A 25,457-nucleotide genomic window follows, 5' to 3' on the forward strand; every position below is an offset into this window, starting at 1 on the left:
TCGCCCACCATCCTAGTTACGTACACCGTACGTAGTGCGGTATGGTCGCGCCATGACTACTACGTACGCTGTACTTAGTGAGGGTCTGCAGAAGCGATACGGCGACGTCCATGCCCTGCGCGGGCTCGATCTGGCGGTCCCCGAGGGCACCGTCTGCGGGGTCCTCGGCCCCAACGGCGCGGGCAAGACGACCGCCGTGCGGGTGTTGACCACGCTGGTCGTCCCGGACGCGGGCAGCGCGCGGGTCGCCGGGTGCGACGTGGTGCGCGACCCGGCGGGGGTACGGAAGCGCATCGCGGTCACCGGGCAGTCCGCCTCGGTCGACGGCGACCTCTCGGGCGCCGAGAACCTCCGGCTCTTCGCACGGCTGCTGCGCGCCCCGCGCGCCCGCGCCGACGAACTCCTCGACCAGTTCGGGCTCACCGAGGCGGCCGGCCGGCCCGCGCGCACCTACTCGGGCGGGATGCGACGCCGGCTCGACCTCGCGGCGAGCCTGCTCGTACCGCCGCGGGTCCTCTTCCTCGACGAGCCGACGACCGGGCTCGACCCGCACAGCCGGAACGGGATCTGGGACGCCGTACGGGGGTTGGCGTCCCAGGGCACGACCGTGCTGCTGACCACGCAGTACCTGGAGGAGGCCGATCAGCTCGCCGACGACATCGTGCTGATCGACGAGGGCCGGGCCGCCCATCGCGGCACCCCGGCCGAGCTCAAGGCGCTGATCGGGAGCTGGGCGGAGGTCGTGGTCGCCGATGTCCGGCACCTCGACGCGGCGGCGGCCGTCCTCGACCAGCTGACCGGCTCGGCCCCGGCGCTCGACGCCGAGCGCCGCACGGTCGGCGCGGTCACCACGGACACCACGCTCACCCTCCCCCGGATCGTCCGCGAGATCGACGCGGCCGGGGTCCCGCTCATCGACGCGTCCCTGCGTCCGCCCACCCTCGACGAGGTGTTCCTCCGCCTCACCGACCGGAAGGAGCTCGTCGCATGAGCGCGCTCGCCCACGACGGTGCCGCAATCCTGGGCCGGCACCTGCAGAAGGTCCGCCGGGCCCCGGCGATCACCGTCATGACGCAGACGATGCCGATCGTCTTGCTGCTCTTCTTCGGGTACGTGTTCGGCAGCGCGCTCGCCATGCCCGGCGCGGAGTACCGGGCGTACCTGGTGCCGGGTCTGCTCGTGGCGACGGCGGCGGGCGGGGTGATGACGGGGATGTTCCAGGCCGCGCAGGACTCGCACCGGGGCGTCATGGACCGCTTCCGGACGATGCCGGTCAGCCGGGCGGCCGTTCCGCTCGGACAGGCCCTCGCCGATCTGCTGACCAGCGCGGTCGGCATGATCCCGCTGATCCTCGTGGGGCTCGCGATGGGCTGGCGGATCGAGGGCACGGCCCTGGAGGCGCTGACGGCGTTCGGGCTGCTGCTGCTCTTCCGGTTCGCGGCCACGTGGGTGGGGATCCTGCTCGGGCTCGCCTCGCGGAGCGAGGAGGCGGCCGGGCAGCTGGGCAGCGCCACGTTCATGCTGCCGCTGCTCTCCAACGCGTACATCCCGACCGAGAACATGGCGGGCTGGCTGCGGACGGTCGCCGAGTGGAACCCGATCTCGGCGGTCACGACGGCGGTACGGCAGCTCTTCGGCAACGCGGCCGTCCCGGCGGACGCGGCCTGGCCGGTGGCCCATCCGGTGGCCGGCTCGCTGCTCTGGTCGCTCGCGCTGATCGCCGTCTTCGCACCGCTGGCGGTACGGCGGTACGCGCGCGGGTGACGCGGGGCGCCCGCGTGACGAGCGCGACGGTGACAGCGCCCCGTCCGCAGGGTAGGCAGGGCTGTCATGAGCACTCAGCCACTCCCCCTGGCGGGGATCACGGTCGTCGCGGTCGAGCAGGCCGTCGCCGCCCCCTTCGCCACCCGCCAGCTCGCCGATCTGGGCGCCCGGGTCATCAAGATCGAGCGCCCGGACGGCGGTGATTTCGCGCGGGGTTACGACACGGCGGCCCGGGGGCTCGCCTCGCACTTCGTGTGGTGCAACCGGGGCAAGGAGTCGGTGGCCGTCGACCTGAAGGACGGGCGCGGTCTCGACCTGGTCCGCCGGCTCGTGGCCGGCGCGGACGTCTTCGTACAGAACCTGGCGCAGGGCGCGGCGGCCCGCCTCGGTCTGGACGCGGCCACCCTGTGCGCCGCGCATCCCCGGCTGATCGCCGTGGACGTGTCGGGGTACGGGCCGGGCGGGCCGTACGCGCACAAGCGGGCGTACGACATGCTCGTGCAGTGCGAGGCGGGGCTCGTGTCGGTGACCGGGACGGCGGAGCAGCCGGTGAAGTCGGGGATCCCGGCGGCCGACATCGCGGCCGGGATGTACGCGTACGCGGGTGTCCTCGCCGCGCTCGTGCGGCGCGGGACGACCGGGCGGGGCGGCCCTGTGGAGGTGTCGCTGCTCGACTCGCTGGCCGAGTGGATGGGGCATCCGCTGCACCACGGGATGCATGGAGGCACTGCCCCGGCGCGCACGGGGCTCGCGCACGCCGTCATCGCCCCGTACGACGCCTATCCGACGGCCGACGGGAGCTTGGTGCTGCTGTCGGTCCAGAACGACCGCGAGTGGCGGCGGCTGGCCGAGCAGGTCCTCGATCGGCCGGATCTGGCGGAGGATCCGGCCTTCGCGACGAACACGGCCCGGGTGGCCGGCCGCGCGGCGACGGACGCGGTGGTGGCCGGTGCGCTCGCGCCGCTGACGGCGGCGGAGGCGCTGGCGCGGCTCGACGCGGCGGGGATCGCGTGCGCGCGGTTGAACACGGTGGCGGACCTGGCGGAGCATCCGCAGCTGGCGGCGCGGGAGCGGTGGCGGGAGGTGGGGTCGCCGGTGGGGCCGTTGAGGTCGCTGGTGCCGCCGGTCACGTTCCCGGACGGGCCGGACGCACCGATGGGGCGTGTGCCGGGTCTTGGTGACGACACGGACGTCGTGCTGGGGGAACTGGGTGTCCCCCCGGAGGAGCTGCGGGCGCTACGGGCGGACGGTGTCGTGGCGTGACGCCCCACGGGGTGGGCACGCCTTGGCCCGGGGTGGGCGCGCTCGCCGGGGTGAAAGCCCACCCCGTTCCGCCTCGGCGGAACGAAGGTTCACTGACACCCCTGCCGGTCGGACCCTCTTCCTCAGCCCCGGCTGCCGAAGAGGCTTCGGCGGAGGCGGCGAAGGGGGGCGAAGAGCGAGACGCGCGCGCTCTTGTGACGGCGGGTTCGCGTGGCGTCGCGCGAGGTCAGCTCGCGCATCAGCAGCGTCGCCTCGGCCGCTTCACGCTGGGGCACGACGGGGCCGCCGAGCACCGCGAGATGACGGTCGAGCCGCGAACTGGTCGCACTGCTCCCGCATGTGATGGCAGGCACTCGCGGCCTGCTGCGCATTGCTATCTGTTCCATGACACTCCCCACCCTAACGAGGGCACCCGGCCCGGGCAGGTTAACCCTATCGCTCCGCTGTGACACTCGTGTATCCCGCCGGCGGGATTCACCACACTCGTACGGGGGTTGACGACTACTGTCCGAATCCATCTGATTTCAGGGTGAGTTGGACAGGGCTCGAACACCTGCCGAACCGTCATGAACCATCCTGCGCACAAGGCCCTCATCTGTCGCCACCTGACGGTGTGTGATCTCCGCCACCAAGATCACCCCGCGTTCTCCACGGGGTGTTCGAAGTCCGCGGACCGGGGGCAGAAATGCTCCACCGGGGCCGATCGGGACGACCGAGACAGCCGACCGGTGCCGACGACGGACGGGGACACGCCATGACCGTGATCGCGGGGCGGTACCGGCTCCTGGACGTCCTGGGGCAGGGCGGCATGGGCACGGTCTGGCGGGCCAGGGACGAGGCCCTGAACCGTGACGTGGCGGTGAAGGAGGTCCGCGCCCCGGCGGGGCTGAGCGGCGCCGACGAGCAGCGGCTGTACGCACGTCTGGAGCGCGAGGCCTGGGCGGCCGCCCGGATCACGCACCGGAACGTGGTGACCGTCTACGACGTGGCCACCGAGGACGGCCGCCCCTGGATCGTGATGGAGCTGGTCCACGGACTGACCCTCTCGGAGGTCCTGGACGCGGAGGGACCGATGCCCCCTCAGCGCGCCGCGCTCGTCGGCGCGGAGGTCCTCGCGGCGCTGCGCGCCGCGCACGAGGCCGGGGTGCTGCACCGGGACGTGAAGCCGGGCAACGTCCTGCTCGCCAACGACGGCCGGGTCGTCCTGACCGACTTCGGGATCGCGGCGGTGGAGGGGACCTCCCCGCTGACGATGACGGGCGAGCTGATCGGATCGCCCGAATTCCTCGCCCCTGAGCGGGCATTGGGCCGCACGCCCGGCCCTGCCTCGGACCTGTGGTCGCTCGGGGTGCTGCTCTACGCGGCGGTGGAGGGCGGTTCGCCGTTCCGCCAGGACACACCGCTCGCCACACTGCGGGCCGTCGTGGACGAGGAACTCCCGCCGCCGCGCCGCGCGGGGGCGCTCGCGCCGGTCATCGAGGGCCTGTTGCGGAAGGAGCCGGGCGAACGGCTCCAAGCGGAGGTGGCCGAGCGGCAGTTGAGGCTGGTGGGTGCGGGCGGCTCGCCCCGGTCGGGGCCGGTGAGCTCGGAGCCGTACGGCGCGAACGGCGCGAGCGGCGGCGCATCGGAGGCAGAACAGGACCGGCCCGCGCCCCGGAGCGCATCCCCGAGCCCGACTCCGCCCCTTCCGCTCCCGGTTCCGGCTCCGCGTGATCCGGCGCCGGAGGATCGCTCCGGGCGGGCGGTCGCCGTTCTCGCGACGGGGGTGGTTCTGCTGCTGCTCGCCGTGGGCGGGCTGACGTACGCGCTGCTGCGGAACCAGGACGACGGCGGCAAGGACGGTGGCCCGGTGACGAGTTCTCCGGCGACGGGCGCGCCCACGACCGGCTCCCCCACGACGGCGACCACCACGGCACCTACGCCGACCCGCACGACGCCCTCGGCCACCACCGCACCGCCGGTGCCGACGGTCCTGGTGTACGTGCGGGCTGTGCGCGGCAGCTACAGCGGCGCGTGTCCGCCGGCCAAGGACCGGGCCCCGGCCTTCGCCGCCACGCTCACGGTGGGCCGGACGCCCGCCTCGGTTGAGTACCGCTGGGTCACGGAGAGCGGGGAGAGCTCGGCCGAGAAGGGCTGGCGGACGCTGGAGTTCCCGGCGGGCGGCCCCCAGGAGAAGAACGTCGAGCACACGGAGCTGACGTACCGGGCGGACGACACCTGGCGCGACCGGATCCGGATGGAGGTGCGCGCTCCGGTGGAGAAGAGTTCGAACTGGGTGGAGTTCTCGGTGACCTGCGAGCAGGTGACCCCGACCGGCGGGGCCACCCACCCGAGTGGTTCGACTACGCCTACCGCTGCGGCTACGGCTACGCCACAGCCCTGAAGCTGGGCAGGTAGCCACCGGACTGGCCGGCGGCGGTGGGGTGGTACGACTCGCCGATGTTGAGCCAGTTGACGCTGTGCAGCCAGGCTGCGCTGGAGCAGATCTCGTGGTTGGTGAAGGCGGGGACCACGCTGGCGAAGGTGTAGCCGTGGTCGGCCGCGCGCTTGGCGGTGGCCTCGTTGAGGATGTCCGAGCCCTCGTTGATGGCGCGCCGCTCGTTCTCGCTCAGGCCGGCGACGCAGCTGCCGCCGAGCTTGTAGAAGCGGGGGTAGCCGAGGACGACGACCCGGGCGTTCGGGGCCTTGGCTCTGATGGCCGAGTACACCGAGTCGAGGTTGCCGGGCAGGGTGCTGGCGACGTACGCCTTGGCTTGATTCACACGGTTGATGCAGGCGGACTCCGACTGGAGGACGCAGGTGGTCATGACGTCGGCGAAGCCGGCGTCGTTGCCCCCGATGGTGATGGAGACCAGGTCGGTGGCGGTGGAGAGGGGTCCGAGCTGACCGCTCGTGACATCACCCGTTCGGGCGCCCGAGCATGCCGTGAACGCGAACGACGAGGGTGAGTTCGCGTTCTTCCAGAGGACGGGGAAGGCCTTCGTGGAGCGCTTGCAGTCGCCGCTGGCGCTGTCGTAGCTCCCGGCTCCGACGCCGGAGGAGTACGAGTCGCCGAGCGCCACATAGTCGAGAGCGGCGGTTTCGGCGGCCTGTGCGGCTCCCGCCCCGGTGAGGGCGAGGACGGCACCGAGCAGGAGTGAGGACGAGAATGCCGCGAATCGGGACAGTTTCATGGAACCTCCCTGTAGCAGGATCACTGCGTTACTAGGTAGTAGCAGTTGATCCGGCCATGTTGGAAGTGTCCATGCCAAGAAGATTTGGCGAGATCTTGCCGACACCCCGTCAGCGACCTCCGTGCAGCCCTCAGCGCCCGTCAGCGACCGTCGAGATCCGGCCACCTGATGGATCATCCGTCGAAAAGAATTCGCACAACAATGCGCAGGAGTTCAATTCGACCTCAACAACACCACCAGAAAAGTGGATTGCGAAAAACCGATCGGGACGCTTCCACATCTGACCGACCAAGCCCGCCAATTACCGGAAACGGGAGCATCAGATCCAGGGCTTGCCATACAGTCGCATTCATCAATACCGTCGTACATCTCACCCGCATCGACCCGTCGCGCTACAGCTCAGGGGAGGGCTCAAGCGACGCGACGGTCTCGGGGCGGGGCGCGGTAGGGGGGTGCTGGTCTCGGCGTGCGCATATGCCTGCGCCGAGTCGCGTGCCGCGCGGTTGAGATGCCGACCCACCCATGCCCGAACGGCGATCGATGCTGCTCGGACGGGGTGGGGACCCCCCTTTCGTAACCGGACAGACCACCGGACAGCCCGGGGGCGGGCGGTCCACCGGACGAGAGGGATACACCACCATGAGCTCATTCCTGCGCCCGGCCGTCAGCGGCCACGAAGCGATGGAGCAGAGCGATCAGCGCCGAATAGCGGCGCAATACAAGGCGATCACCTCGCATTTGGCGATCACGCCACCGGTGAGCGTCGTCATCCCCGCGATGAACGAGGCGGAAAATCTGCCTTACGTCTTCAAGTCCCTGCCGGACTGGATCCACGAAGTCGTTCTGGTCGACGGAAACTCCACCGACGACACCGTGCACGTGGCCAGGGAACTCCGGCCCGACGTCAAGGTCGTCAAGCAGGTCGGCAAGGGCAAGGGCGACGCGCTCATCAGCGGCTTCGCCGCCTGCACCGGCGACATCATCGTGATGGTCGACGCGGACGGCTCGGCCGACGGCCAGGAGATCGTCTCCTATGTCTCCGCGCTCGTCGGCGGCGCCGACTTCGCCAAGGGCTCGCGCTTCGCCAACGGCGGCGGTACGGACGACATGACGCCGATCCGCCGGCTCGGCAACTGGGCGCTGTGCGCCCTGGTCAACCGCAAGTTCGGGGCCCGCTACACCGACCTCTGCTACGGCTACAACGCCTTCTGGCGGCACTGCCTCGACAAGGTCACCCTGGACTGCACCGGCTTCGAGATCGAGACCCTGATCAACATCCGGGTCGTCAAGGCCGGCCTCAAGGTCCAGGAGGTGCCGAGCCACGAGTACCTGCGCATCCACGGCGTCAGCAACCTCAACGCCGTGCGCGACGGCATCCGGGTGCTCAAGGTCATCCTCAAGGAGAAGGGCGTGAGACGCGCGGCCCGCCGCCGGCCGACCGCCTTCTCCGTCAACGTTCCCCGGGGAGAGGCATCTTGAATGGTCGTCAGTTCTCCGTCGTGATCTGCGTCTACACGGAGGAGCGCTGGGAGGACATCCTCGCGGCGGTCGACTCCGTACGGAACCAGTCGCGGCCGGCCCGGGAGATCCTGCTCGTGGTCGACCACAACGACCGGCTCCTGGCGCGGCTGACGAAACGGTTCACGGACGAGGAGGAGGTGCGGGTGCTCGCCAACGCGGGCCCCCGCGGCCTGTCCTCCGGACGCAACACCGGGATCGCCGTCTCCCGTACCGAGTTCGTGGCCTTCCTCGACGACGACGCCGTGGCCGAGCGGGACTGGCTGCGGTACCTCGCCTCGGGCTACGACGACCCGCGGGTCATGGCGGTCGGCGGCCGGACCCTGCCCGCCTGGGCCTCGGGCCGGCGGCCCGACTGGTTCCCCGAGGAGTTCGACTGGGTCGTCGGCTGCACGTACCGCGGCCTCCCGCCCGGCCGGGTCCGGGTGCGGAACGTGCTCGGCGGCAACGCCTCCTTCCGGCGCACGGCCTTCGACGCCGCGGGCGGCTTCGCCACCGGCATCGGGCGGGACGGCGACCGGCGGCCGCTCGGCTGCGAGGAGACCGAGCTCTGCATCCGGCTCTCCCAAGTCCTCCCGGACGCGGTCCTGTTGATCGACGACCGGGCCGTCATCCACCACAAGGTCCCGGCCGTGCGCGAGCGCTTCGGCTACTTCCGTACCCGGACGTACGCCGAAGGTCTGTCGAAGGCGCTCGTCTCCCGGAGCGTCGGCGCGGGCAAGGGTCTGGAGGCCGAACGGCGGTACACCACCCGGGTGTTGCCGGCCGGTGTCGTGCGCGGTCTGCGCGACGCGCTGCTCGGGCGACCGGGCGGCGCGGGCCGGGCGGGTGCGATCGTGGCGGGCGTGGCGATCGCGGCGGGCGGCTACGTGCGGGCGGCGGTGCGGGCGCGCGGCGGCGGGGCGACGTTCTCCTCGGGCCCGATCCCGAGCCTGCCGGAGGCGCAGAAGCCCGCTCCCGAGGTGGCCGCGTGAACGGACCCGTACCGATCCTGATGTACCACGCCGTCGGCCACGAGCCCGCTCCGGCCGCGCACCGGCTGTCCGTCTCCCCCGAGGCGTTCGCCGCGCAGATGGAGGTGGTCGCCGACCACGGGCTCACCCCGCTGACCACGGCGGAGCTGGCCGCGGCCTGGCGCTCGGGCGGGCCGCTGCCCGCGCGCCCCGTCCTGATCACCTTCGACGACGGCTACGAAGGCGTGCACCGGCACGCGCTGCCCGTGCTCGCCAAGCACGGCTTCGCGTCGACGGTGTTCGTCTCGACCGGCTGGCTGCGCGGAACGTACGACGAGGGCGAGGCCCTGGACACCATGCTCGACTGGGACCAGGTCCGCGAACTGGCCGCCGCCGGTGCGGAGATCGGCGGCCACAGCCACAGTCACCCGCAGCTCGACCAGGTCGACGACCGGCGGCTCTGGTACGAGACCCTGCGCTGCAAGGAGATCCTCCGCGAGGAGCTGGGCCGGGCGCCGGTCTCGTTCGCCTACCCGTACGGCTACTCCGACCGCCGCGTCCGCCGTACGGTCCGGGCGGCCGGCTACGCCCAGGCCCTCGCGGTGGGCAACACCGTCGCACGCCGCCGCCAGGGACCGTACGCCCTGGAACGGCTGACCGTGCGGCGCTCCACCGGCATCGAGGAGTTCACCCGGCTCGTCGAGGGCCGGGCGATCGGCCGGACGTTCGCGGCGGACCGGGCGCTGACCAAGGGGTACGCCATGGTCCGCCGCACCCGGGGCGCGGTGCGGGCGGCCGCCAGGCTCGCTGTCTGAGGCACAGGGCCAAAGCGCTGGAGGCCGTACCGGAGCGGTCTCCGGTACGGCCTCCGGTGCGCGGGCCGTCAGCGACGGCGGCCCAGGGCGCCGAGCAGGCGCGCCCCCAGGCGCAGGCGGGTCGTGCCCGCCGCCACGAAGGCGCCGATCAGGATCGCCCCCCAGGTGGGGACCGCGGTGAACGCGCGCAGGGAGAGTGCGACCACCGTCAGGGCGGCGACCAGGACCAGCAGGTCGACCAGGGCGGCCGGCCTGCCGCCGGAGGCGGGGTCCCCGGTCCAGCCGAGGGCGTGGCGCCGGTCCTGCCCGCGGGTCATGACAGCTGTCCCATCAGGCAGCCCGCGGCCGCCACCGAGACATAGCCCCAGGGACCGCCCGCGAACTTCACCATCCGCAGTCCGGCGCGGGCGCGCTGGATGTTGACGGAGACGTGGTGCGACTGGACGGGCACGTAGGCGGCGAGGGCGCCCACGCCGCACTTCTTGGCGGCGTTCTTGACGACCCTGCCGATCTTCTTCCACTTCCAGCTGAACGGGTTCCACCACGGGTCCGCGACGACGGGGAACGCGGTGTTCGCGTCGAAGGAGACCGTCTGGATCAGGGTCTGGCCCTCCAGACGGTACGAGGTGGGCACCGGCTTGCCGTGCGCGTCCTTCGCCCAGGGGGCGTTGATCGCCGCGACCGGCTCGTTCGGGTTGGCCGAGATGATCACGATGGAGCCGTCCGGCTGCTGGCGCAGGCTCGAACCCGGAGCGAGGCTGAGCGGAACCCGGTACTCGCGCGGCGCGGTGGCGTTCTTGATGACCTGAAGGGTCCGGCTGCCGCCGTCGAGCGTGGGCTGGACGACGGTGTCGACCGGGGAGGTCGCGGAGGCGTGCACCACGCTGCCGTTGACGTTGACCCCGCGCTGCGGGCCCGCGCCGGATCCGATGCCGACCGCGGCGATGTCGTCCGGCTTGACCTCGATGCGGCCCTGGGAGTCCCACGGCACGGTCACGGTGCCGGTCGCCGTCTCGGCGATGGCGGCGAACCGGGCGTCACTGGTGCCGGCGGGCGTGATGTCGGCGGCGTCGAGGGCCGCGTTGGCCACCCCGAACGCGTCGATGGCAGGGCCCGGCCGCCAGGAGGTGTCCACGGTGAAGGTCACCGGGTCCGACCAGCCGTTGGCATAGTGCTGGCCGTCGTAGGTGGTCGTACGGAAGGTGTACGCGCGGCCCGTGGCCAGCTTGCCGGCCGGGACCTTCGCGGAGGCCGTCTCGCCGGAGCGCACGAACGGGGCGTTGAAGAGGGCGACGACCTCGCCGGTCGCCTTGTCCTTGACCTCGAAGGTGCCCTGGACCTGGTCGTCCTCGTTGACGTCCTCGGTGGTGAAACGGAGCGTGGGGGTCAGGCTGTTGACCTTGTAGACACCGCCCTCGCTGTAGAACGGGGTGCCGGCCTGGAGGTTCGCGCCGTTCTTGGGGCGGTAGTTGAAGGTGACCGTGAGCTGCGGGACCTTGTCCTCCGTGGTCTCGGAGGAGTAGAAGCGCTTCCAGGCGTACGTGTCCGACTCGTCGACGGCCTTGAGGCCCACCGAGCCGGTCGCCGCCTTGGCGCTCGCCCAGGTCTTCGCCAGCTCGGTGACGTCGGCGGTCACCCGGCCCTCGTTGCCGCAGGGGCCGCTGCGGGTCTCGGTGGAGGTGGCGAACTTCTGGCGCAGCGCGGGCTGCTTGGTCCAGCGGCTGGAGGTGTCGGCCGGGTCGGCCGCCCAGACCTCCCAGCCGCGCTTCTCGCAGGACCAGGAGTGGTAGTTGTACAGGGAGAGCTTGGCGTCGGTGACCAGCGCGTCGGCGAACTGGCCGGTCTCCCACGTGAGGAAGGAGCGGGCGGTGCGCTTCGTGCTGCCCGCGTAGTCGCCGGGCCAGCCGATCTTCAGGTCCGTGGACGCCGACTGGTCGGTGGTGTCGCCGCCCTGGACGAAGGTGTCGAAGAGGACCGAGAGGGTGTCGGTGGCCGGGTCGATGGTCACCGGGTACGTCGTCGCCGGGTCGGCGAGGAACGTCCGGTCCGGGGTGAGCCGCAGCTCGACCGTGTCCCCGTCCTGGACGACCGTCATCGGTACCCGGGCGGTGTGCTTGCGCTCCCCGGAGCGCTCGTCCACCTGGGCGTCCCACATGACGGGCGCCGGCATCGTGGCGACCGGCTCACCGCTCTCGCGGTCGGCGAACACCACGGAGTCGTCCGGCTGTTGGGTGGCGGTCAGGCCCGGGATCCGCAGCGGCAGGGTCATCGGGGCGGTCCCGTCGGCCGGCCGCTTCTTGAGGCTGAGGAACTGCTCGAAGCCGGTGCGGGTGGCGTCGACGACGAGGTCTGCGCCCGGGACGGCGTCGGGGTACGTGGCCTTCGGCCCGTCGAGGACCGGGGCGGGCAGGCCGCCCTTCCACTGGACGCCGATCGACTGGTCCCCGGTGCCGAGGGTGATCAGGTCGCGGGCGGCGGAGGCGGGCGCGTCGGCCGCGGCGCGCGCCGAGCGGGCCCGGGCACCGCCGGGTCCGGCCAGCTTCAGCTCGCCGGGGTGCGCCTCGGCCTCGACGGTGCCGTCGGCCTGGCGGCGCAGCGTGGCGTCCACGTCGGTCCACGTGCCGTCCTTCAGCATGCGGACGGGGCCGCCGGAGACCGTGCTGGTCAGGGTGCCGTCGGGGTTGGCCCAGGTGGTGGAGGTCTCGGTCCGCCGGTCGAGGACCTCGATCCGACGGTCGTACACCTGGGCGGCGAGCAGGGCCGATTCGGCGGTGACGGCCTCGGTCACGGCCCCGCCGAGCGGGTTCTTCGCGCGTACGGCGTCCCGTACCGCCTGGTCCTGTGCTGCCTGGTCCGTGGGCTCCGCCGCGAGGGCCGGGGTGGCCGCGCCGAGCAGAGCGAGCGCTGTCAGCGCCGAAACGCCCCCCACCGCGATGGATCCGGTAAATCTACGCCGTATCGACGACATGCAGGTCCTTGCTTGAACGACAGGTCCACGCGTGCCGTTCCAGCAGGGCGCGGGCCTGATCAACTTTGGTTGACCTGCAAGATCCAAACAGAGGTAAAGACTCCGTAAGCAGGGTCGAAAGTCCCTCTTTGGGGGGCCGACAGACCTTTGACCATAAAGTCCGATCAGCCCTTTCCTTCCTTTCAAAAGGTGGTGCGGGGCCTGCCCGGTTGCCGGATCATGGTCGCCATGTCAGCCACGCCAGTCGAGGGGCCCGTCCTGTCCGACCCGACCGCGCCGTCCGCGCCGCCCGCCCCGTCCGAGCCGCACCGGGCGCTGCCCGTCCGGCTCACCGTCGACGACAGCGACTCGCCCTCGGACGTCATCGACGCGCTCTTCCTCGGCCGGTTCACGACCGGCGAGCAGCCGCACTCCCGGAGCACGACCCTCGACCGGGTGAAGCCCGACGCGACGCTGCTGCCCGCCGGGGCGACGGTGCTGCGCGCCGCCAAGGACGACGACCGCGCCGCGCTGCTCGCCGAGGGCGAGGGCTGGACGCTGCTCGTCTCGCGCTGGAACCGCGGCGCGGACGTCACCGTCACCGCGACGGATTCCGACCTGGCGGAGCGGATCCTCGAGGAGGCGACGGACGGGGCGAAGGACGAGCCCGAGCCGCAGCCCGAGAACGTCACGATGGGCTTCTGGTACGTGTCGCCCCGGCGCGGCCCGCACCGCACGACCCGGCAGATCAGCGCCGGCACGTGGGAGGAGATCCGGCCCAACTACACGGCGCCGGTGGCCGATGCGATGGACCGGCTGATGAAGGTCACCCCGGACGACATCGCCGGCCGGCTGCTGCTGCTCCACGGGCCGCCGGGGACCGGCAAGACCTCCGCGCTGCGCACCCTCGCCCGCTCCTGGCGGGACTGGTGCCAGGTGGACTGTGTCCTGGACCCGGAGCGGCTCTTCAACGACGTCGGCTATCTGATGGACATCGCGATCGGCGAGGACGAGGGCACGGCGAAGGGGCGGTGGCGGCTGCTGCTCCTGGAGGACTGCGACGAGCTGATCCGCGGCGAGGCGAAGAACACGGCGGGACAGGCGCTGTCCCGGCTCCTGAACCTCACGGACGGGCTGCTCGGTCAGGGCCGCAACGTCCTCGTCGGCGTCACCACCAACGAGGACCTGGAGCGGCTCCACCCCGCCGTGGTCCGCCCCGGCCGGTGCCTGGCCCGGCTCGAAGTGGGCGGGCTCACGCGGGCCGAGGCCGTGGGGTGGCTGGGGACGGAGGAGGGCGTGGGGCGCGACGGCGCGACGCTCGCCGAGCTGTACGCCCTGCGCCGCGGCACGTCGCCGGCCGGCATCCCGGAGTCCCGGGCCCCGGAGTCGGGGCTGTACCTGTAGGGGCTACGGGGACGCCGGCCGGTAGGACCCCCGATCAGCTCTCGTACGTCGCCCGCAAGGCGTCCGAGATCGCCGCCGTCGCCGCCTCCCGGCTCAGGCCCAGGCGCTTCGCCTCCGCCGCGTACGTCGCCGCCGCGCTCGCCGCGAGGCGGGCCGCCGCGTCGCCGGCGGCGGCGACGAACGTGCCGAGGCGGCCGCGCCCCTCGATGACGCCGTCCGCCTCCAGCGACTTGTACGCCTTGGCGACCGTGTTCGCCGCCAGGCCGAGGTCCTCCGCCAGGCCCCGTACCGTCGGGAGCTTGTAGCCGACCGGCAGGGCTCCCGAGCGGGCGCGTTCCGCGATCTGGGCGCGCAGTTGTTCGTACGGGGCGGTCGAGGAAGCCGTGTCCACGGTGATTCGCAATGTCACCCGCCGATTCTCCCCCCGCCCCGGGGGAAAATGGGAGGCGGCCGCGCCACTCCCCCGCATAGCGTGCGGCACCATGACTGTGATCGTCCGAGATGTACGCCCCGAGGACGCCGAGGCCTTCGCCCGCGTCCGCCGTGCCGCGCTCCCCTACATGCTCGCCAGCGGCACCCAGGTCGCGTTCGACTGGGCGCACGCCCATCCCGACGCCCACGCGCGCCCCCTGGTCGCCGAGGTCGACGGGGAGATCGTCGGCACGGCCCAGCTCCGTATCGCGCACGACGCGCCCGAGCCCGGGGTCGGTTCGGTCAACGTCTACGTCCACCCGGAGAAGCGGGGCCTCGGCGCGGGCACGCTCCTCGTGCGCGCCGCCGAGGAGCACCTCGCGCAGTCCGGCGCGACCACGCTCTACAGCTGGGTGCTCGACGAGCCGGAGTTCCGCGGCTTCGCCGAGCGGCACGGCTACGAGGCCCGCCGCTCCGCGCACTTCCTCCGCCTCGACCTCACCTCCGCCGAGCTGCCGCCGCTCCAGGAGCCCCCGGCCGGTGTCGAGCTGCGGACCGCCGCCGACTTCGCCGCCGATCCCCGTCCGCTGTTCGTGCTCGACGCGGTGACGACGGCCGACGAGCCCGGTGACGTCGGCGCCGAACTCACGGACTACGAGCACTGGCTGGCGACCACGTGGAACCACCCGCTCTTCAACCCGGCGCTGACCATGGTCGCGGTGGTCGACGGCCGCCCCGCCGCGTTCAGCGCCGCCCAGACCGACGGCCTGGGGCGGTACAGCACGGGGATGACCGGTACCGACCCGGCGTTCCGGGGCCGGGGCCTGGCCAAGCTGGCCAAGAACGCCTCCCTGCACCGGGCGCGTGCGGCGGGCTGCACGGAGGCGTTCACCGGGAACGACGCCGGGAACGGGCCCATGCTGGCGATCAACGAATGGTTCGGCTACGCGATCTGTGCGACGGAGGTGCGCCATGTCAGGGCGCTCGGTTGAGGTGGTGCTCGTGAAGGCGGGCCGGACGAAGATCCGGTACCCCGCCGAGGTCGTCGCCGAGGACGGCGCGCGGCTGACCGTGCGCGCGCCCTGGGCCGCCGAGGGGGTGCGGGACTTCGGCTTCGTACGGTTCGAGCCGGGCGATGTGTTCGTGGAGCACTACTGGCGCGACCGCTGGTACGCGGTCAAGGAGGTCCGGTCCTCGGACGGGGCGCTCAAGGGCTGGTACTGCGACATCACCCGGCCGGCCGCGGTCGACGGTTCCGAGGTCGTGGTCGAGGACCTGGACCTGGATCTGTGGGTGTCGGCGGACGGCAGCGAGGTGTTGCGGCTCGACGAGGACGAGTTCGCGGCGAGCGGCCTTTCCGCCGCCGACCCGGAGGCGGCGGCCCGCGCCGTCACGGCCCTCGACGAGCTCGAACACCTCGGCCGCGAGGGCCTGGTCCGGCTGCTGGGGAGCGCCGGACCTCGACCGCACGGCCTCGGCGTCAGCCGAGGATGACGTCGGCCTCCTCCGCCGCGAGGAAGCCGGGCAGCGGTACGCCGAGCGGGCCCGAGGGCGTGAACTGCATCAGGGTGGCCTTCACCTGGGCGGCGCCGAGGCGGTAGGCGGGCTCCTTCACGACGCCCGAGTTGGACCAGTCGTGGAGCCGGCCGTCGCAGACGGCCCGGGTGCCGCCGATGCCGGCCGAGCTGTCCCGCTGGACGAGCGTGCTGGTGACGAAGACCGGGCCCGCGCTGTCGTCGAGGCAGCGGTACGTACCCGAGAGGGTGACCGTGCCGTCGGCAGCGACGGTTCCGTACGCGTCGACCGTGAGGGTGTCGGTGGGGCCGGCGTGGGCGGTGCCGGCCGCGGCCGCGACGAGCAGCGTGCCGGCGGAGAGGGCGAGGCGGAGACGCATGAGGGGTGATCCCTTCGGGGGTGGGGGGTGTATCGCCCGCCAGGGATATCGGATCACGCCATGAGCTGGCCGAAACTCACTCTATCGGGGGCGAGTTGAGGCGCTTGCGGTAGTGCATACGATCGTACGGTCCGTCCACGCGCCGCTCGACGAACTCGTAGCCGTACCGCTCGTACAGCTTCTGGTTCTCCCACATCAGCGCGTTGGTGAGCAGCCGGACCTCGGGCAGGCCGAGTGCGCGGGCGCGGGACTCCACGAAGGCGAGCAGGCGGCGGCCGAGCCCCGTGCCCTGGGCATCGGGGTGGACGGCGATGTTGTCGAGATACAGGTGGTCGGCCTCGGTCCTGAGGACCACGAGGCCGACCACCGGGTCACCGGCGACGAACACCCTCCCCGCGGCCACGTCCGCCGCGTGGTCCGCCTCCATCGGGGCCGGCACGAGGCCGATCCGTTCGATGTAGTGGTGATAGGCCGCGTCGGTCACGGCCTTCACACGCGGGACTTCGGAGGTCTGCGCCGGTCGGATGTCGTCGGTCATACCGACACGTTACGGCGGCGGACGATCACCTTCTTGAGCAGGGGCCAGGCCAGCAGGAGGGCGATCACGGCGTAGACCGTGACCGAGAACGGGGTGTTCACCAGGCCGGTCAGCGAGCCGTCGCTGATCTGCAGGGCGCGCCGCAGCTGCTGTTCGGCGGCCGGGCCGAGGATGACGCCGATGACGGCGGGCAGGACGGGCAGTCCGTACCGCCGCATGCCGAGGCCGATCAGGCCGATGATCAGCAGGATGACCAGGTCGAGCGCCTCGCCGCCGACCGCGTACGCGCCGACGGCGGCGAAGAAGAGGATGCCGGCGTAGAGGTACGGGCGCGGGATGCGCAGCAGCTTGGCCCAGACGGGCGCGAGCGGCAGGTTGAGCGCGAGCAGCAGGACCATGCCGACGAAGAGCGAGGCGATCAGGCCCCAGACCAGGTCGGGTTCGCGTTCGAAGAGCAGCGGTCCCGGCTGAATGCCGTACTGCTGGAAGGCGGCGAGCATCACGGCGGCGACGGCGGTCGTCGGCAGGCCCAGGGTCAGCATGGAGACGAGCGTGCCGGCGGCGGAGGCCGAGGCGGCGGACTCGGGGCCCGCGACGCCCTCGATGGCGCCCTTGCCGAACTGGTCCTTGTGCCGGGAGAGCCGCTTCTCGGTGACGTACGAGAGGAAGGTCGGGATCTCCGCGCCGCCGGCCGGGATCGCGCCGAACGGGAAGCCGATGACCGGGCCGCGCAGCCAGGACTTCCAGGTGCGCCGCACGTCGTCCTTGCCGAGCCACGGCCGTCCGACCGGGATGGCCTCGCCGGAGGTGCGGCGCAGGTGCGCGGCGACCCAGAGGGCCTCGCCGATGGCGAAGAGGCCGACCGCGACGATGACGACGTCGATGCCGTCGGCGAGTTGGAGCGAGCCGAAGGTGAGGCGCTGCTGCCCGGTCATCTGGTCGAGGCCGACCAGGCCCAGGGTGAGGCCGATGAGCAGCGAGGCGAGGCCCCGGATCCGGGAGGAGCCGAGGACGGAGGTCACCGCGATGAAGGCGAGGACCATGATGGCGAAGTAGTCGGGCGCGCCGATGTCGACGGCGAGCGCGGCGACGGTCGGAGCGAGGGCGACGAGCAGCAGGGTGCCGATCATGCCGCCGGTGAAGTGGCCTATCGCGGCCGCCGCGAGCGCCTGCGCGCCCCGGCCGGCCTTGGCCATCGGGTTGCCCTCCAGGGCGGCGACGACGGCCGCGCTCTCACCGGGGGTGTTGAGCAGGATCGAGGTGGTGGAGCCGCCGAACATGGCGCCGTAGTAGATGCCGGCGAACATGATGAAGGCGCCGGTCGGTTCGAGTCCGTACGTCACCGGGAGCAGCAGGGCGACCGCCATGGCGGGGCCGATGCCGGGCAGGACGCCGATGGCGGTGCCGAGGAGCACGCCGATCGCGGCCCACAGCAGGTTGATCGGGGTGAGGGCCGTACCGAAGCCGTCGATCAGGGAGTTCAGTGAGTCCATGGGTCAGAGCACTCCCATCAGCGGGCCGCCGGGCAGCGGAACTCCGAGCAGGTTGTTGAAGACGACGTAGGTGAGGAGGGAGAGTCCGGCGGCGATCAGCGGGTCGCGGTGGAGGTGCCGGCTGCCGAGCGCGTAGGCCGCGCCCCAGAAGAGCAGGGCTCCGGAGACGGGGAAGCCGACGGGTCCGATGAGGACGGCGAAGCCGAGGAAGACCCCGGTCAGGAGCAGGACCGTGCGCCAGTCGCTGGGCTCGGAGAGGTCGACGTCCTCGCCGCCCTCGGACTCGCCCCGGCCGCCGCGCAGGACGTCGACCGCGAGGAGGACGGCGACGACGAGCAGGCCGGTGCCGACGACCACGGGGACGGTCTTGGGGCCGACGGGGCCGCGCTGGGCGATGTCGACGGTCATGGTGAGGGCGTCGGTGAGGACGAGGACGCCGATGACGAAGAGGAGGAGGCTGACGCCGAGTTCGGAGTGGTCGCGCAGCCAGGAGGCGCGTTTGCCGGTCGCGGGAGGGGTGGTCGCGGTCGTCGTGGTCACAGTCCCAGCTCCTTCAGTACGGAGGCGACCTGCTTGTCCTGTTCGGCGAGGAAGGCGCCGAACTGCTCGCCGGGCAGGAAGGCGTCGTTCCAGCCGTTCTTCTTCAGCGACTCGCGCCACTGCGGGGAGCCGTGCAGCTCCTTGGCGAGGCCGACGAGCTTGTCGCGCTCGGCGTCGGAGAGGCCGGGCGGGGCGACAATCCCGCGCCAGTTGATGAACTCGGTGTCGAGCCCGGCCTCGCGCAGGGTGGGGGCGTCCAGGCCGGGGACCCGCTCCGGTCCGGTGACCGCGAGCAGGCGCAGCTCGCCGGACTCGATCTGGTCGAGGTACTCGCCGACGCCCGAGACGCCGAAGGCGACCTTGTCGCCGAGGATGGAGGCGAGGAGCTCGCCGCCGCCGTCGAAGGGGATGTAGTTGACGCTCTTCGGCGCGATGCCGGCGGCCTGGGCCATCAGCATCGGGGCGAGGTGGTCGGGGCCGCCGGGCGAGGAGCCGCCGCCGACGGGCAGCTTGCCCGGGTCCTTCTTCCAGGCGGCGAGCAGGTCCTGGATGGTCTTGTACGGGGAGTTCTTGCCGACCACGACGATGTCGGGCTCCATGGTGAGCCGGGCGATCGGGGTGGTGTCGGCGAGCGTCTTCGGGGTCTTGTTGGTGTGGACGGCGCCGACGACGCCGAGGCCCATGGACATGGCGAGCTTGCCGTTGCCGTGCTCGCCGACGAGCCGGGTCAGGCCGACGGTGCCGCCGGCGCCGGGCAGGTTGAAGACCTCGATGTCCGTGGTCAGACCGGCGTCCTCGGCGTTCTTCGCGGCGGTGCGGGCGGTGATGTCGTAGCCGCCGCCGGGTGTGTTGGGGACCATGAAGCGCAGTCCGGGGATCTGGGTGCCGGTGTCGGAGCCGCTGCCGGCGGAGAGCAGGGGCGGCCCCACCAACACCAGCAGCGCGGCCCCGAGCAGGGCGAGGGGGGTGCGCAGACGCACGTGTGCCGCCTCTCGATAGGTGTGTGAAGTGGCCCACATGTTGCCCGCGCGTTAAGAACCTGTCTCTCTTCCGCAATCAACGGACGTTGTGGTCCTTGTGGTCGCGGCCTAGCGTGTCGGCGTGACGAAGGTGCTGGTGGTCGACGACGACTTCATGGTCGCGAAGCTGCACAGCCGTTATGTGGCGACTGTGGACGGTTTCTCCGTCGTCGGGGTCGCGCACAACGGCGGTGACGCGCTGCGCCTCGCCGACCGGCTGCGCCCCGATCTCGTCCTGCTCGACATCTACCTGCCGGACATGGACGGCATCTCCGTCCTGCGCGAGCTGCGCGGGTCCGGTCTCGCGGTCGACGCCCTGTTCATCACGGCGGCGCGGGACGCGGGCATGATCCGCTCGGCGCTGCGCGCGGGGGCGCTGCACTATCTGATCAAGCCGTTCAACCAGGCCGCGCTCCAGGAGCAGCTGCGGCACGTGGCCGGCCTGCGGACCAGGCTCGACGCGCTGGACGAGGCGCGCCAGGAGGACGTGGACCAGATCTTCGGCACCCGCCCGCCGGGCTCGCGCGAACTCCCCAAGGGCCTCGCGGCCCACACGGCGGACCTGGTGGACGGCATCCTGCGGGCCCACCCGGAGGGCCTGTCGGCGACGGAGTGCGCGGAGGCGGGCGCGCTCTCCCGGGTCAGCGCGCGGCGCTACCTGGAGTACTTCGCGGAGACGGGCCGCGCGGAGATCACCCTGCGGTACGGCGGCACGGGCCGCCCGGAGCGCCGCTACCGCCGTCTGGGCTGAGGGGCCCTCCGAGGGGCCGTTCGCGGCGGTGTCCGAGGGGTCCCCCGAGTCGGTGTCTGAGGGGCCGCTTAGCGGCTCCTTAAAGCGACCATAAGGATCGCCATCAGCCGCTTCTCGCAGGCGATTTCGCGGTTTCCGGGGGCTAGCTTGCTGATCGAACCCCAGGCGTCCCCCCTCCAAGGAGTTGTTCAGCATGACCGCTCGCCGTACCGCTTCCGCCGTCCTCGCGCTCGGTGTCGCGCCGCTCGCGCTCGCCGGGCTCGCCGCTTCGCCGGCCGTGGCGCACGGATCGATGACGGATCCGGTGAGCCGGGTGTCCGCGTGTTACGCGGAGGGTCCCGAGAGCCCGAAGTCGGCCGCGTGCAAGGCGGCCGTGGCGGCCAGCGGGACGCAGGCGTTCTACGACTGGAACGCGGTGAACATCGCCAACGCCGCCGGCAAGCACCGTGACCTGATCGCGGACGGCAAGCTCTGCAGCGCCGGCAACGACAAGTACCGGGGCCTGGACCTGGCGCGCGGCGACTGGCCCGCCAGCACGCTCGCCTCCGGCAAGCACACCTTCCGCTACAAGGGGACCGCCCCGCACCGGGGCTCCTTCGAGCTGTACGTGACGAAGGACGGCTACGACCCCTCGAAGCCGCTGAAGTGGTCGGACCTGGAGGCCAAGCCGTTCGCGACGGTCACCGACCCGCGGATGGAGAACGGCGACTACGTCTTCGACGGCACGATCCCGAACAAGTCCGGCCGCCACCTGATCTACTCGATCTGGCAGCGCTCCGACTCCCCCGAGGCGTTCTACACCTGCTCCGACGTCGTCTTCGGCAAGGACAACGGCACCACCGGCGGCGCGCCCGCCCCGACGGCCTCCGCGCCGACCGACGAGGAGATCGAGGCGGGCACGGACGAGTCCTCCGTGGAGCACGGCGGCCACGGCGACCAGCACGCCGGGACCGGCGCGGAGGCGACGGCCGCCGCGCCGGCCACCTCGCAGCCCGCGACGACCCCGTCGGAGCCCGCCGCCTCGGAGCCGGCCGCCTCGACCGCGCCCAACGCGCCGGCGGCCGCCGGTGAGGGCGAGCGGCTCGCCGAGACCGGGGGCGACGCCACCACCTCGTACCTGGCGATGAGTGGCGCCGCCGTCCTGGCGCTCGGCGCGGCTGTGCTCTTCGGCGCAACCCGCCGGGGCCGAGGCCGCCGCGCAGCGCGCTAAGCGCTAAGCGCTAAGCGCTAGCCGATCACGGAAAGGCAGGTGGTCGGGGTCGCGTGGGCCGGGTCGAGGGCGTTGACCACCTCGTGGAACGTCACCCGGTCCAGCGTCCCGATCGCCACATGCTCCGAGAGGTCGAGCGCGCACTTGTCCTGGATGACGATGTTGGTGACGTTCGGACCGTCGAGGAAGCCCGAGCGGTACGGGGTCACCACCTCGTCGTACTTGGTCGTGATGACCGTGTACGTGACCCCCGGGACCGTGTCCCCGCCGGCGTTGAGCCGGGTGATGAACGGGGAGCCGGCGATCTGGTCGGCGAGGCCCGGGGTCTTCTCGCTGATGAGCGCCTCGGCGCCGGGGAAGTACGGCAGCAGCTTGGTGAGGCCGTTGAGGGTCGTGCCGTGGTTGTCGGGGGCGATCCCGACGAGGGCGTTGACCTTCGCCGCCCCGCCGAGGAACTTCAGGTAGTGACGGGGCATCATCCCGCCCTGCGAGTGCCCGACGAGGTCGGCCTCGGGCGCGCCGGTGGCGGCCAGGACCTTGTCGACGTAGACCTTGAGCTGTTCGGCGGACTTGTCGATCGGGCCGAGCCCGTGGAAGAAGGGCACGTTCGGCAGCTGGCCGTAGTCGAGCGAGAAGACGCAGTAGCCCCGGTTGACGAGGTACGGCGCGAGGCCCAGCCAGTTGTCGATGGAGTTCCCGAGGGTGCCGTGGACCAGCACGACGGGGCGCGGGTGGTCGGCCGAGGGCTTGCAGGAGAAGTCGTTCCAGCCCCGACTGGTGGCCGCGGTCTGAGCGGGAGCGGCCTGGGCCGAGGCGGTGGGGGCGAAGGTCGCGGCGGCGGTCAGCAGCAGGACCGAGAGGGTTCTGAGCGCGTGTTTCCAGGGCAGCATCGTGCGATCTCCTTGCGGCTCAAGGGAAATCAGAAACGAACGACGGCAGTAAGCCCTGCGGCCCGGACCACAAGTGGGGATGCTCTGCTTCAGGCCAAGCTACGCACGAGTAGCCATCACTGGGAAGTTACGCGTCGGTAAAAATTGACTTCTCGTCAACACGGAGTACAGGCGTACCACTTCGGCGCACCCTTCCCAGGGTGGCCGGACGGACGGCCTCCGGGCCGAAGCGGCAGCGGGCCCGGTCGGCGGCGGCCTCGGCCGCGCGGGCACGGGTGTCGCCGGGGTCCAGGGAGAGCTGTCGGTAGGCGCCGCCGGCCGGCAGCAGGTCGTCGGCGCGGAGCGCGAACGCGCGGAGCGCGAACGCGCGGACGCGGGCCCGCTGCAGGCCGAGCGCGGCAAGCAGCCCGAGGGCGGTCGCGGCGAGGGCCGGCGAGTGGCCGGTGGATTCCGGCAGGGCGCGCGTACGGGTGGTGGAGCTGCGGTCCGCGTACCGCACCGTGAGGGTGAGCCGCCCGGCGACCAGGCCCTCGCCGCGCAGGCGCTGCCCGATCCGGTCGGCGAGCCCCAGGACCGCGCGGTGCTGCTGGGCCGGGTCGAGGCAGTCCCGTTCCAGGACCAGGTCAGCGCTCAGGTGCGTGGCGGGCTCGGACGGGGTGACCGGGCGCGGGTCGTGGCCGCGGGCGCGCTCCGCGAGGAGCCGGGCGGGGCCGACCCCGAGGAGCCGCTGCAGGGTCGCCGGGGGCAGTTCGACGACCTGGCCGATGGTGTGGAGCCCGTACCGGTGGAGCGAGTCCGCGGTGGCCCGCCCGATCCCGGGCAACGCGGTGACCGGCCGCGGGTGCAGCCATTCCTCCGCCCGGTCGGCGGGGACCCAGGTGGTCTCGCCGGGCGCCGACGCGTCGGCCGCCATGGCGGCGAGCATGCGGTTGCCCGCGAGTCCGGCGCTGCTGTCGATGTCGTAGAGCGCCTTCAGCCGGAGCTTCGCCAGCTGGACGACGTCGTAGGGGGACAGGCCGAAGTAGCGGAGCGCCGAGGTCAGGTCCAACTGGACGGCCTGGGGCGGGACGGCCTGGACGTGCGGCGTGATACCGGACACCAGTTCGATTATGTCTCCGTACTGCTCCCCGGTCGGAACCGTATGCAGGTGGAGGTGGGCGATGTGCCGGCGCGACGAGGCCATAACTCGACACTCCTCTCGGGCTCGGGTTCCGCTTGTCCCACCGTAACGCTTGTTCGAATATCTGTGCGAATCCATTTGGGACAGGCGAAGGGGGCGCGGTTGCCCGCGCCCCCTCCGGCCGTGCCGGGTCGGTGAGTGGGTTCACGTGAGGAACCACAGGAGCTGGACCAGGATGTCGAGGTCCTCGTGCCACTTCGATTCCACGCGGACCGCCACCTTCTTCCCGTCCATGGGCACCAGGTTGTGCAGGGTGATGACCGCGTCTCCCATGACGGGCTTGCCGCTGGCTCGGTTGTACTCCGTGACGCTGCCGACCACGAAGGCGTGGGCGCCCAGGAAGCCGGGCACGTCCAGAACCTTTTGGAAGACACCGTGGCCCCGGAGCGGGAAGTCCTGGGCGGCCATCTCCGGATTCAGCAGTGCATGGCCCCCGCTGACGCTTGCCGTGCTGGTCATGTCCGTTTCCCTTCGGTGTGCGGCCTCGCTGTGCGAACCGACCGCGGATGTTCCGATCTCCCTTCTCATGCTGGGCGGGATCCGTGTCGCCGCGACCCCCTGATTTCAGGGATGGACAGACCGCGGACCGGATGGCAGCGGATCAGCGGATCAGCGGGTCAGCGCGGCACTGAGTTCCTCGCGCCCGTCCGCTCCGGTCTTGCGGAAGACCGCCTTGAGATGGTCGTTGACCGTGTACGCGGACAGGTCGAGGCGGCGGGCGATCTGCTTGACGGACGCCCCCGTGCGGAGCTGCGTGACGACATCGCGCTCTCGGGGGGTGATGCCGTACCACGCGCACAACGACGGCAGGACCAGGTCCCAGGTGGCCCCCTGGACGACGAGGGCGACATCGCCTGTGGCCGCCTCGTCGAGCACCTGCCCCTGGCAGGTGGTCCAGCGGCCGGAGGCGGCCGGGGGCGCGCACACCAGGGGCATCGCCCCGCCCTGGCGGCGGGCTTCCGCCCGGGCGACGAGGGAGAGCGAGACGAAGAACGCTCCCGGTACCCACGAGGGGATGGCGTGCGCCGACCACTGGTCCAGCCACAGCCGCGCCTGGGGGCTGACGGCCTTGATCCGGTGGTCGGGACCGACGGTGATCACTCCCGCCGACAGCGGCGGAACCTCGGGGCAGAGCGGACCGGCCGTCGCGTACCGGCGCAGGGCGGCCAGCAGCGCCGGTACGAGCCGGGTCGCCCGCTGGGCGTCGTCCTGGCCGAACGGCGCGGCGCCTTCGCAGCGGAGTAGCCCGAGAGCCCCCCAGACGCCGCGCCTGTCCTGGAGAAGCAGACGCAGCTCGGAACTCGCCCCGTGGGCGGTGAGGATCTCCCGTACACGCGGGTCGGACACGGGCGACCCGTCGGTGCCCGCGCCCACGACGACAGCGGGGGTCCGCAGGAGAGTCGGGATCGCCGGCCGCGGGTCGCTCCCCAGGTGCCGGTGCATGACGAGCTCTCCGACCAGCGCGGGGTCGTACTGGTGCCAGAAACTGAAACTGCCGAGACCGGGGCCGGTCGCCGGGTCGGTTCCCACCAGGCTCAGCGCGTCGTGGGCCACGATGGGGGCGAGCACGCGCGAGATCCCCGCTCCGACCTGTTCGGGGCCGGTGTTCTGGCTCGCCGCGGCATAGAGGTCGGACGCCAGACGCCTGTCATCGAAGAACCTCAGGCTCATATCCCCCCATTGTCCCCTGGCCT

26 protein-coding genes are annotated in these 25,457 nt (G+C 71.9%); 12 read left to right on the plus strand and 14 right to left on the minus strand.

The genetic code is table 11. The features are described 5' to 3' along the window. Positions 1-52 precede the first annotated feature (52 nt). The 3 genes from ACWCO8_RS21580 (at position 53) to ACWCO8_RS21590 (ending at position 3,027) form a co-directional block, all read left to right on the plus strand. On the plus strand, positions 53-991 hold the full coding sequence (locus ACWCO8_RS21580) for an ATP-binding cassette domain-containing protein (protein ID WP_451033558.1): 939 nt from the start codon (positions 53-55) through the stop codon (positions 989-991). After that, a complete protein-coding gene (locus tag ACWCO8_RS21585) occupies positions 988-1,764 on the plus strand; it encodes an ABC transporter permease (protein WP_451033559.1) in 777 nt (258 codons plus the stop codon). The genes ACWCO8_RS21580 and ACWCO8_RS21585 overlap by 4 nt, the downstream gene beginning before the upstream one ends. A 66-nt stretch (positions 1,765-1,830) precedes the next feature. Continuing rightward, complete coding sequence (locus tag ACWCO8_RS21590; protein ID WP_451033560.1) at positions 1,831-3,027, plus strand: CaiB/BaiF CoA transferase family protein; 1,197 nt, start codon at positions 1,831-1,833, stop codon at positions 3,025-3,027. Between the two features lie 122 nt (positions 3,028-3,149). Here the strand turns inward: ACWCO8_RS21590 and ACWCO8_RS21595 are convergent, their stop codons facing one another. Then, entirely contained in the window at positions 3,150-3,413 is a 264-nt protein-coding gene (locus tag ACWCO8_RS21595; RefSeq protein ID WP_362004244.1) for a hypothetical protein, read from the minus strand. Positions 3,414-3,781: 368 nt separating this feature from the next. Here ACWCO8_RS21595 and ACWCO8_RS21600 point away from each other — a divergent pair, with 368 nt between their 5' ends. Next, a complete protein-coding gene (locus ACWCO8_RS21600) occupies positions 3,782-5,410 on the plus strand; it encodes a serine/threonine-protein kinase (RefSeq protein ID WP_451033561.1) in 1,629 nt (542 codons plus the stop codon). Here the strand turns inward: ACWCO8_RS21600 and ACWCO8_RS21605 are convergent. Next, positions 5,394-6,200 carry an SGNH/GDSL hydrolase family protein gene (locus ACWCO8_RS21605; protein WP_451033562.1) on the minus strand — a complete coding sequence of 269 codons (807 nt, stop codon included), beginning with the start codon at positions 6,198-6,200 and terminating at the stop codon, positions 5,394-5,396. The two genes, ACWCO8_RS21600 and ACWCO8_RS21605, sit on opposite strands and share 17 nt — an antisense overlap. A 639-nt stretch (positions 6,201-6,839) precedes the next feature. On the opposite strand from ACWCO8_RS21605, the gene ACWCO8_RS21610 reads away from it, so the two are divergent. The 3 genes from ACWCO8_RS21610 to ACWCO8_RS21620 are packed head-to-tail and all read left to right on the plus strand — an operon-like array spanning position 6,840 to position 9,486. Further along, positions 6,840-7,679: a glycosyltransferase family 2 protein gene (locus ACWCO8_RS21610; protein ID WP_451033563.1), complete on the plus strand. Its 840-nt coding sequence runs from the start codon at positions 6,840-6,842 to the stop codon at positions 7,677-7,679. After that, the gene (locus tag ACWCO8_RS21615) at positions 7,676-8,692 is read left to right on the plus strand and encodes a glycosyltransferase family 2 protein (RefSeq protein WP_451033564.1); all 1,017 of its coding nucleotides are present in this window, start codon (positions 7,676-7,678) and stop codon (positions 8,690-8,692) included. Before ACWCO8_RS21610 ends, ACWCO8_RS21615 begins: the two co-directional genes overlap by 4 nt. A 20-nt stretch (positions 8,693-8,712) precedes the next feature. Beyond that, positions 8,713-9,486 carry a polysaccharide deacetylase family protein gene (locus ACWCO8_RS21620; protein WP_451033638.1) on the plus strand — a complete coding sequence of 258 codons (774 nt, stop codon included), beginning with the start codon at positions 8,713-8,715 and terminating at the stop codon, positions 9,484-9,486. A gap of 68 nt (positions 9,487-9,554) precedes the next feature. On the opposite strand, the gene ACWCO8_RS21625 is transcribed toward ACWCO8_RS21620, so the two are convergent. Then, entirely contained in the window at positions 9,555-9,803 is a 249-nt protein-coding gene (locus tag ACWCO8_RS21625; RefSeq protein ID WP_451033565.1) for a hypothetical protein, read from the minus strand. Then, entirely contained in the window at positions 9,800-12,415 is a 2,616-nt protein-coding gene (locus ACWCO8_RS21630; protein WP_451033566.1) for a DNRLRE domain-containing protein, read from the minus strand. The genes ACWCO8_RS21625 and ACWCO8_RS21630 overlap by 4 nt, the downstream gene beginning before the upstream one ends. Before the next feature lie 267 nt (positions 12,416-12,682). Here ACWCO8_RS21630 and ACWCO8_RS21635 point away from each other — a divergent pair, with 267 nt between their 5' ends. Next, complete coding sequence (locus tag ACWCO8_RS21635; RefSeq protein WP_362004225.1) at positions 12,683-13,837, plus strand: DUF5925 domain-containing protein; 1,155 nt, start codon at positions 12,683-12,685, stop codon at positions 13,835-13,837. A gap of 34 nt (positions 13,838-13,871) precedes the next feature. Here ACWCO8_RS21635 and ACWCO8_RS21640 read toward each other — a convergent pair whose 3' ends face one another. Beyond that, on the minus strand, positions 13,872-14,246 hold the full coding sequence (locus ACWCO8_RS21640; protein ID WP_362004223.1) for a GntR family transcriptional regulator: 375 nt from the start codon (positions 14,244-14,246) through the stop codon (positions 13,872-13,874). Between the two features lie 73 nt (positions 14,247-14,319). On the opposite strand from ACWCO8_RS21640, the gene ACWCO8_RS21645 reads away from it, so the two are divergent. Both ACWCO8_RS21645 and ACWCO8_RS21650 read left to right on the plus strand, forming a co-directional pair. Further along, positions 14,320-15,240, plus strand: coding sequence for an N-acetyltransferase family protein (locus ACWCO8_RS21645; protein WP_451033567.1), 921 nt, complete (start codon positions 14,320-14,322; stop codon positions 15,238-15,240). Then, the gene (locus tag ACWCO8_RS21650; RefSeq protein WP_451033568.1) at positions 15,221-15,742 is read left to right on the plus strand and encodes a DUF402 domain-containing protein; all 522 of its coding nucleotides are present in this window, start codon (positions 15,221-15,223) and stop codon (positions 15,740-15,742) included. The genes ACWCO8_RS21645 and ACWCO8_RS21650 overlap by 20 nt, the downstream gene beginning before the upstream one ends. Here the strand turns inward: ACWCO8_RS21650 and ACWCO8_RS21655 are convergent. The 5 genes from ACWCO8_RS21655 to ACWCO8_RS21675 form a co-directional block, all read right to left on the minus strand. Further along, positions 15,729-16,142, minus strand: coding sequence for a DUF6299 family protein (locus ACWCO8_RS21655; protein ID WP_451033569.1), 414 nt, complete (start codon positions 16,140-16,142; stop codon positions 15,729-15,731). The genes ACWCO8_RS21650 and ACWCO8_RS21655 overlap by 14 nt on opposite strands. Positions 16,143-16,218: 76 nt before the next feature. Continuing rightward, positions 16,219-16,680 (minus strand): GNAT family N-acetyltransferase, encoded by a 462-nt coding sequence (locus tag ACWCO8_RS21660; protein WP_451033570.1) that lies wholly within the window; start codon positions 16,678-16,680, stop codon positions 16,219-16,221. Beyond that, the gene (locus ACWCO8_RS21665) at positions 16,677-18,173 is read right to left on the minus strand and encodes a tripartite tricarboxylate transporter permease (RefSeq protein ID WP_451033571.1); all 1,497 of its coding nucleotides are present in this window, start codon (positions 18,171-18,173) and stop codon (positions 16,677-16,679) included. Before ACWCO8_RS21665 ends, ACWCO8_RS21660 begins: the two co-directional genes overlap by 4 nt. Before the next feature lie 3 nt (positions 18,174-18,176). Next, positions 18,177-18,713 (minus strand): tripartite tricarboxylate transporter TctB family protein, encoded by a 537-nt coding sequence (locus tag ACWCO8_RS21670; protein WP_451033572.1) that lies wholly within the window; start codon positions 18,711-18,713, stop codon positions 18,177-18,179. Next, positions 18,710-19,693: a Bug family tripartite tricarboxylate transporter substrate binding protein gene (locus ACWCO8_RS21675; protein WP_451033573.1), complete on the minus strand. Its 984-nt coding sequence runs from the start codon at positions 19,691-19,693 to the stop codon at positions 18,710-18,712. The genes ACWCO8_RS21670 and ACWCO8_RS21675 overlap by 4 nt, the downstream gene beginning before the upstream one ends. A gap of 121 nt (positions 19,694-19,814) precedes the next feature. Between ACWCO8_RS21675 and ACWCO8_RS21680 the strand changes: the two genes are divergently transcribed. Both ACWCO8_RS21680 and ACWCO8_RS21685 read left to right on the plus strand, forming a co-directional pair. Continuing rightward, complete coding sequence (locus ACWCO8_RS21680) at positions 19,815-20,483, plus strand: response regulator (RefSeq protein WP_362004202.1); 669 nt, start codon at positions 19,815-19,817, stop codon at positions 20,481-20,483. Positions 20,484-20,676: 193 nt separating this feature from the next. Next, positions 20,677-21,693 carry a lytic polysaccharide monooxygenase auxiliary activity family 9 protein gene (locus ACWCO8_RS21685; RefSeq protein ID WP_451033574.1) on the plus strand — a complete coding sequence of 339 codons (1,017 nt, stop codon included), beginning with the start codon at positions 20,677-20,679 and terminating at the stop codon, positions 21,691-21,693. A gap of 17 nt (positions 21,694-21,710) precedes the next feature. Here ACWCO8_RS21685 and ACWCO8_RS21690 read toward each other — a convergent pair whose 3' ends face one another. From ACWCO8_RS21690 to ACWCO8_RS21705, 4 genes are all read right to left on the minus strand, one after another. Continuing rightward, a complete protein-coding gene (locus ACWCO8_RS21690) occupies positions 21,711-22,583 on the minus strand; it encodes an esterase/lipase family protein (protein ID WP_451033575.1) in 873 nt (290 codons plus the stop codon). Between the two features lie 127 nt (positions 22,584-22,710). Continuing rightward, complete coding sequence (locus ACWCO8_RS21695; protein WP_451033576.1) at positions 22,711-23,766, minus strand: DNA polymerase Y family protein; 1,056 nt, start codon at positions 23,764-23,766, stop codon at positions 22,711-22,713. A gap of 141 nt (positions 23,767-23,907) precedes the next feature. Beyond that, the gene (locus tag ACWCO8_RS21700; RefSeq protein WP_451033577.1) at positions 23,908-24,222 is read right to left on the minus strand and encodes a hypothetical protein; all 315 of its coding nucleotides are present in this window, start codon (positions 24,220-24,222) and stop codon (positions 23,908-23,910) included. Between the two features lie 150 nt (positions 24,223-24,372). Continuing rightward, positions 24,373-25,434: a response regulator transcription factor gene (locus tag ACWCO8_RS21705; RefSeq protein WP_451033578.1), complete on the minus strand. Its 1,062-nt coding sequence runs from the start codon at positions 25,432-25,434 to the stop codon at positions 24,373-24,375. Positions 25,435-25,457: the final 23 nt, after the last annotated feature.

This window comes from Streptomyces sp. NPDC001927 (assembly GCF_053594455.1).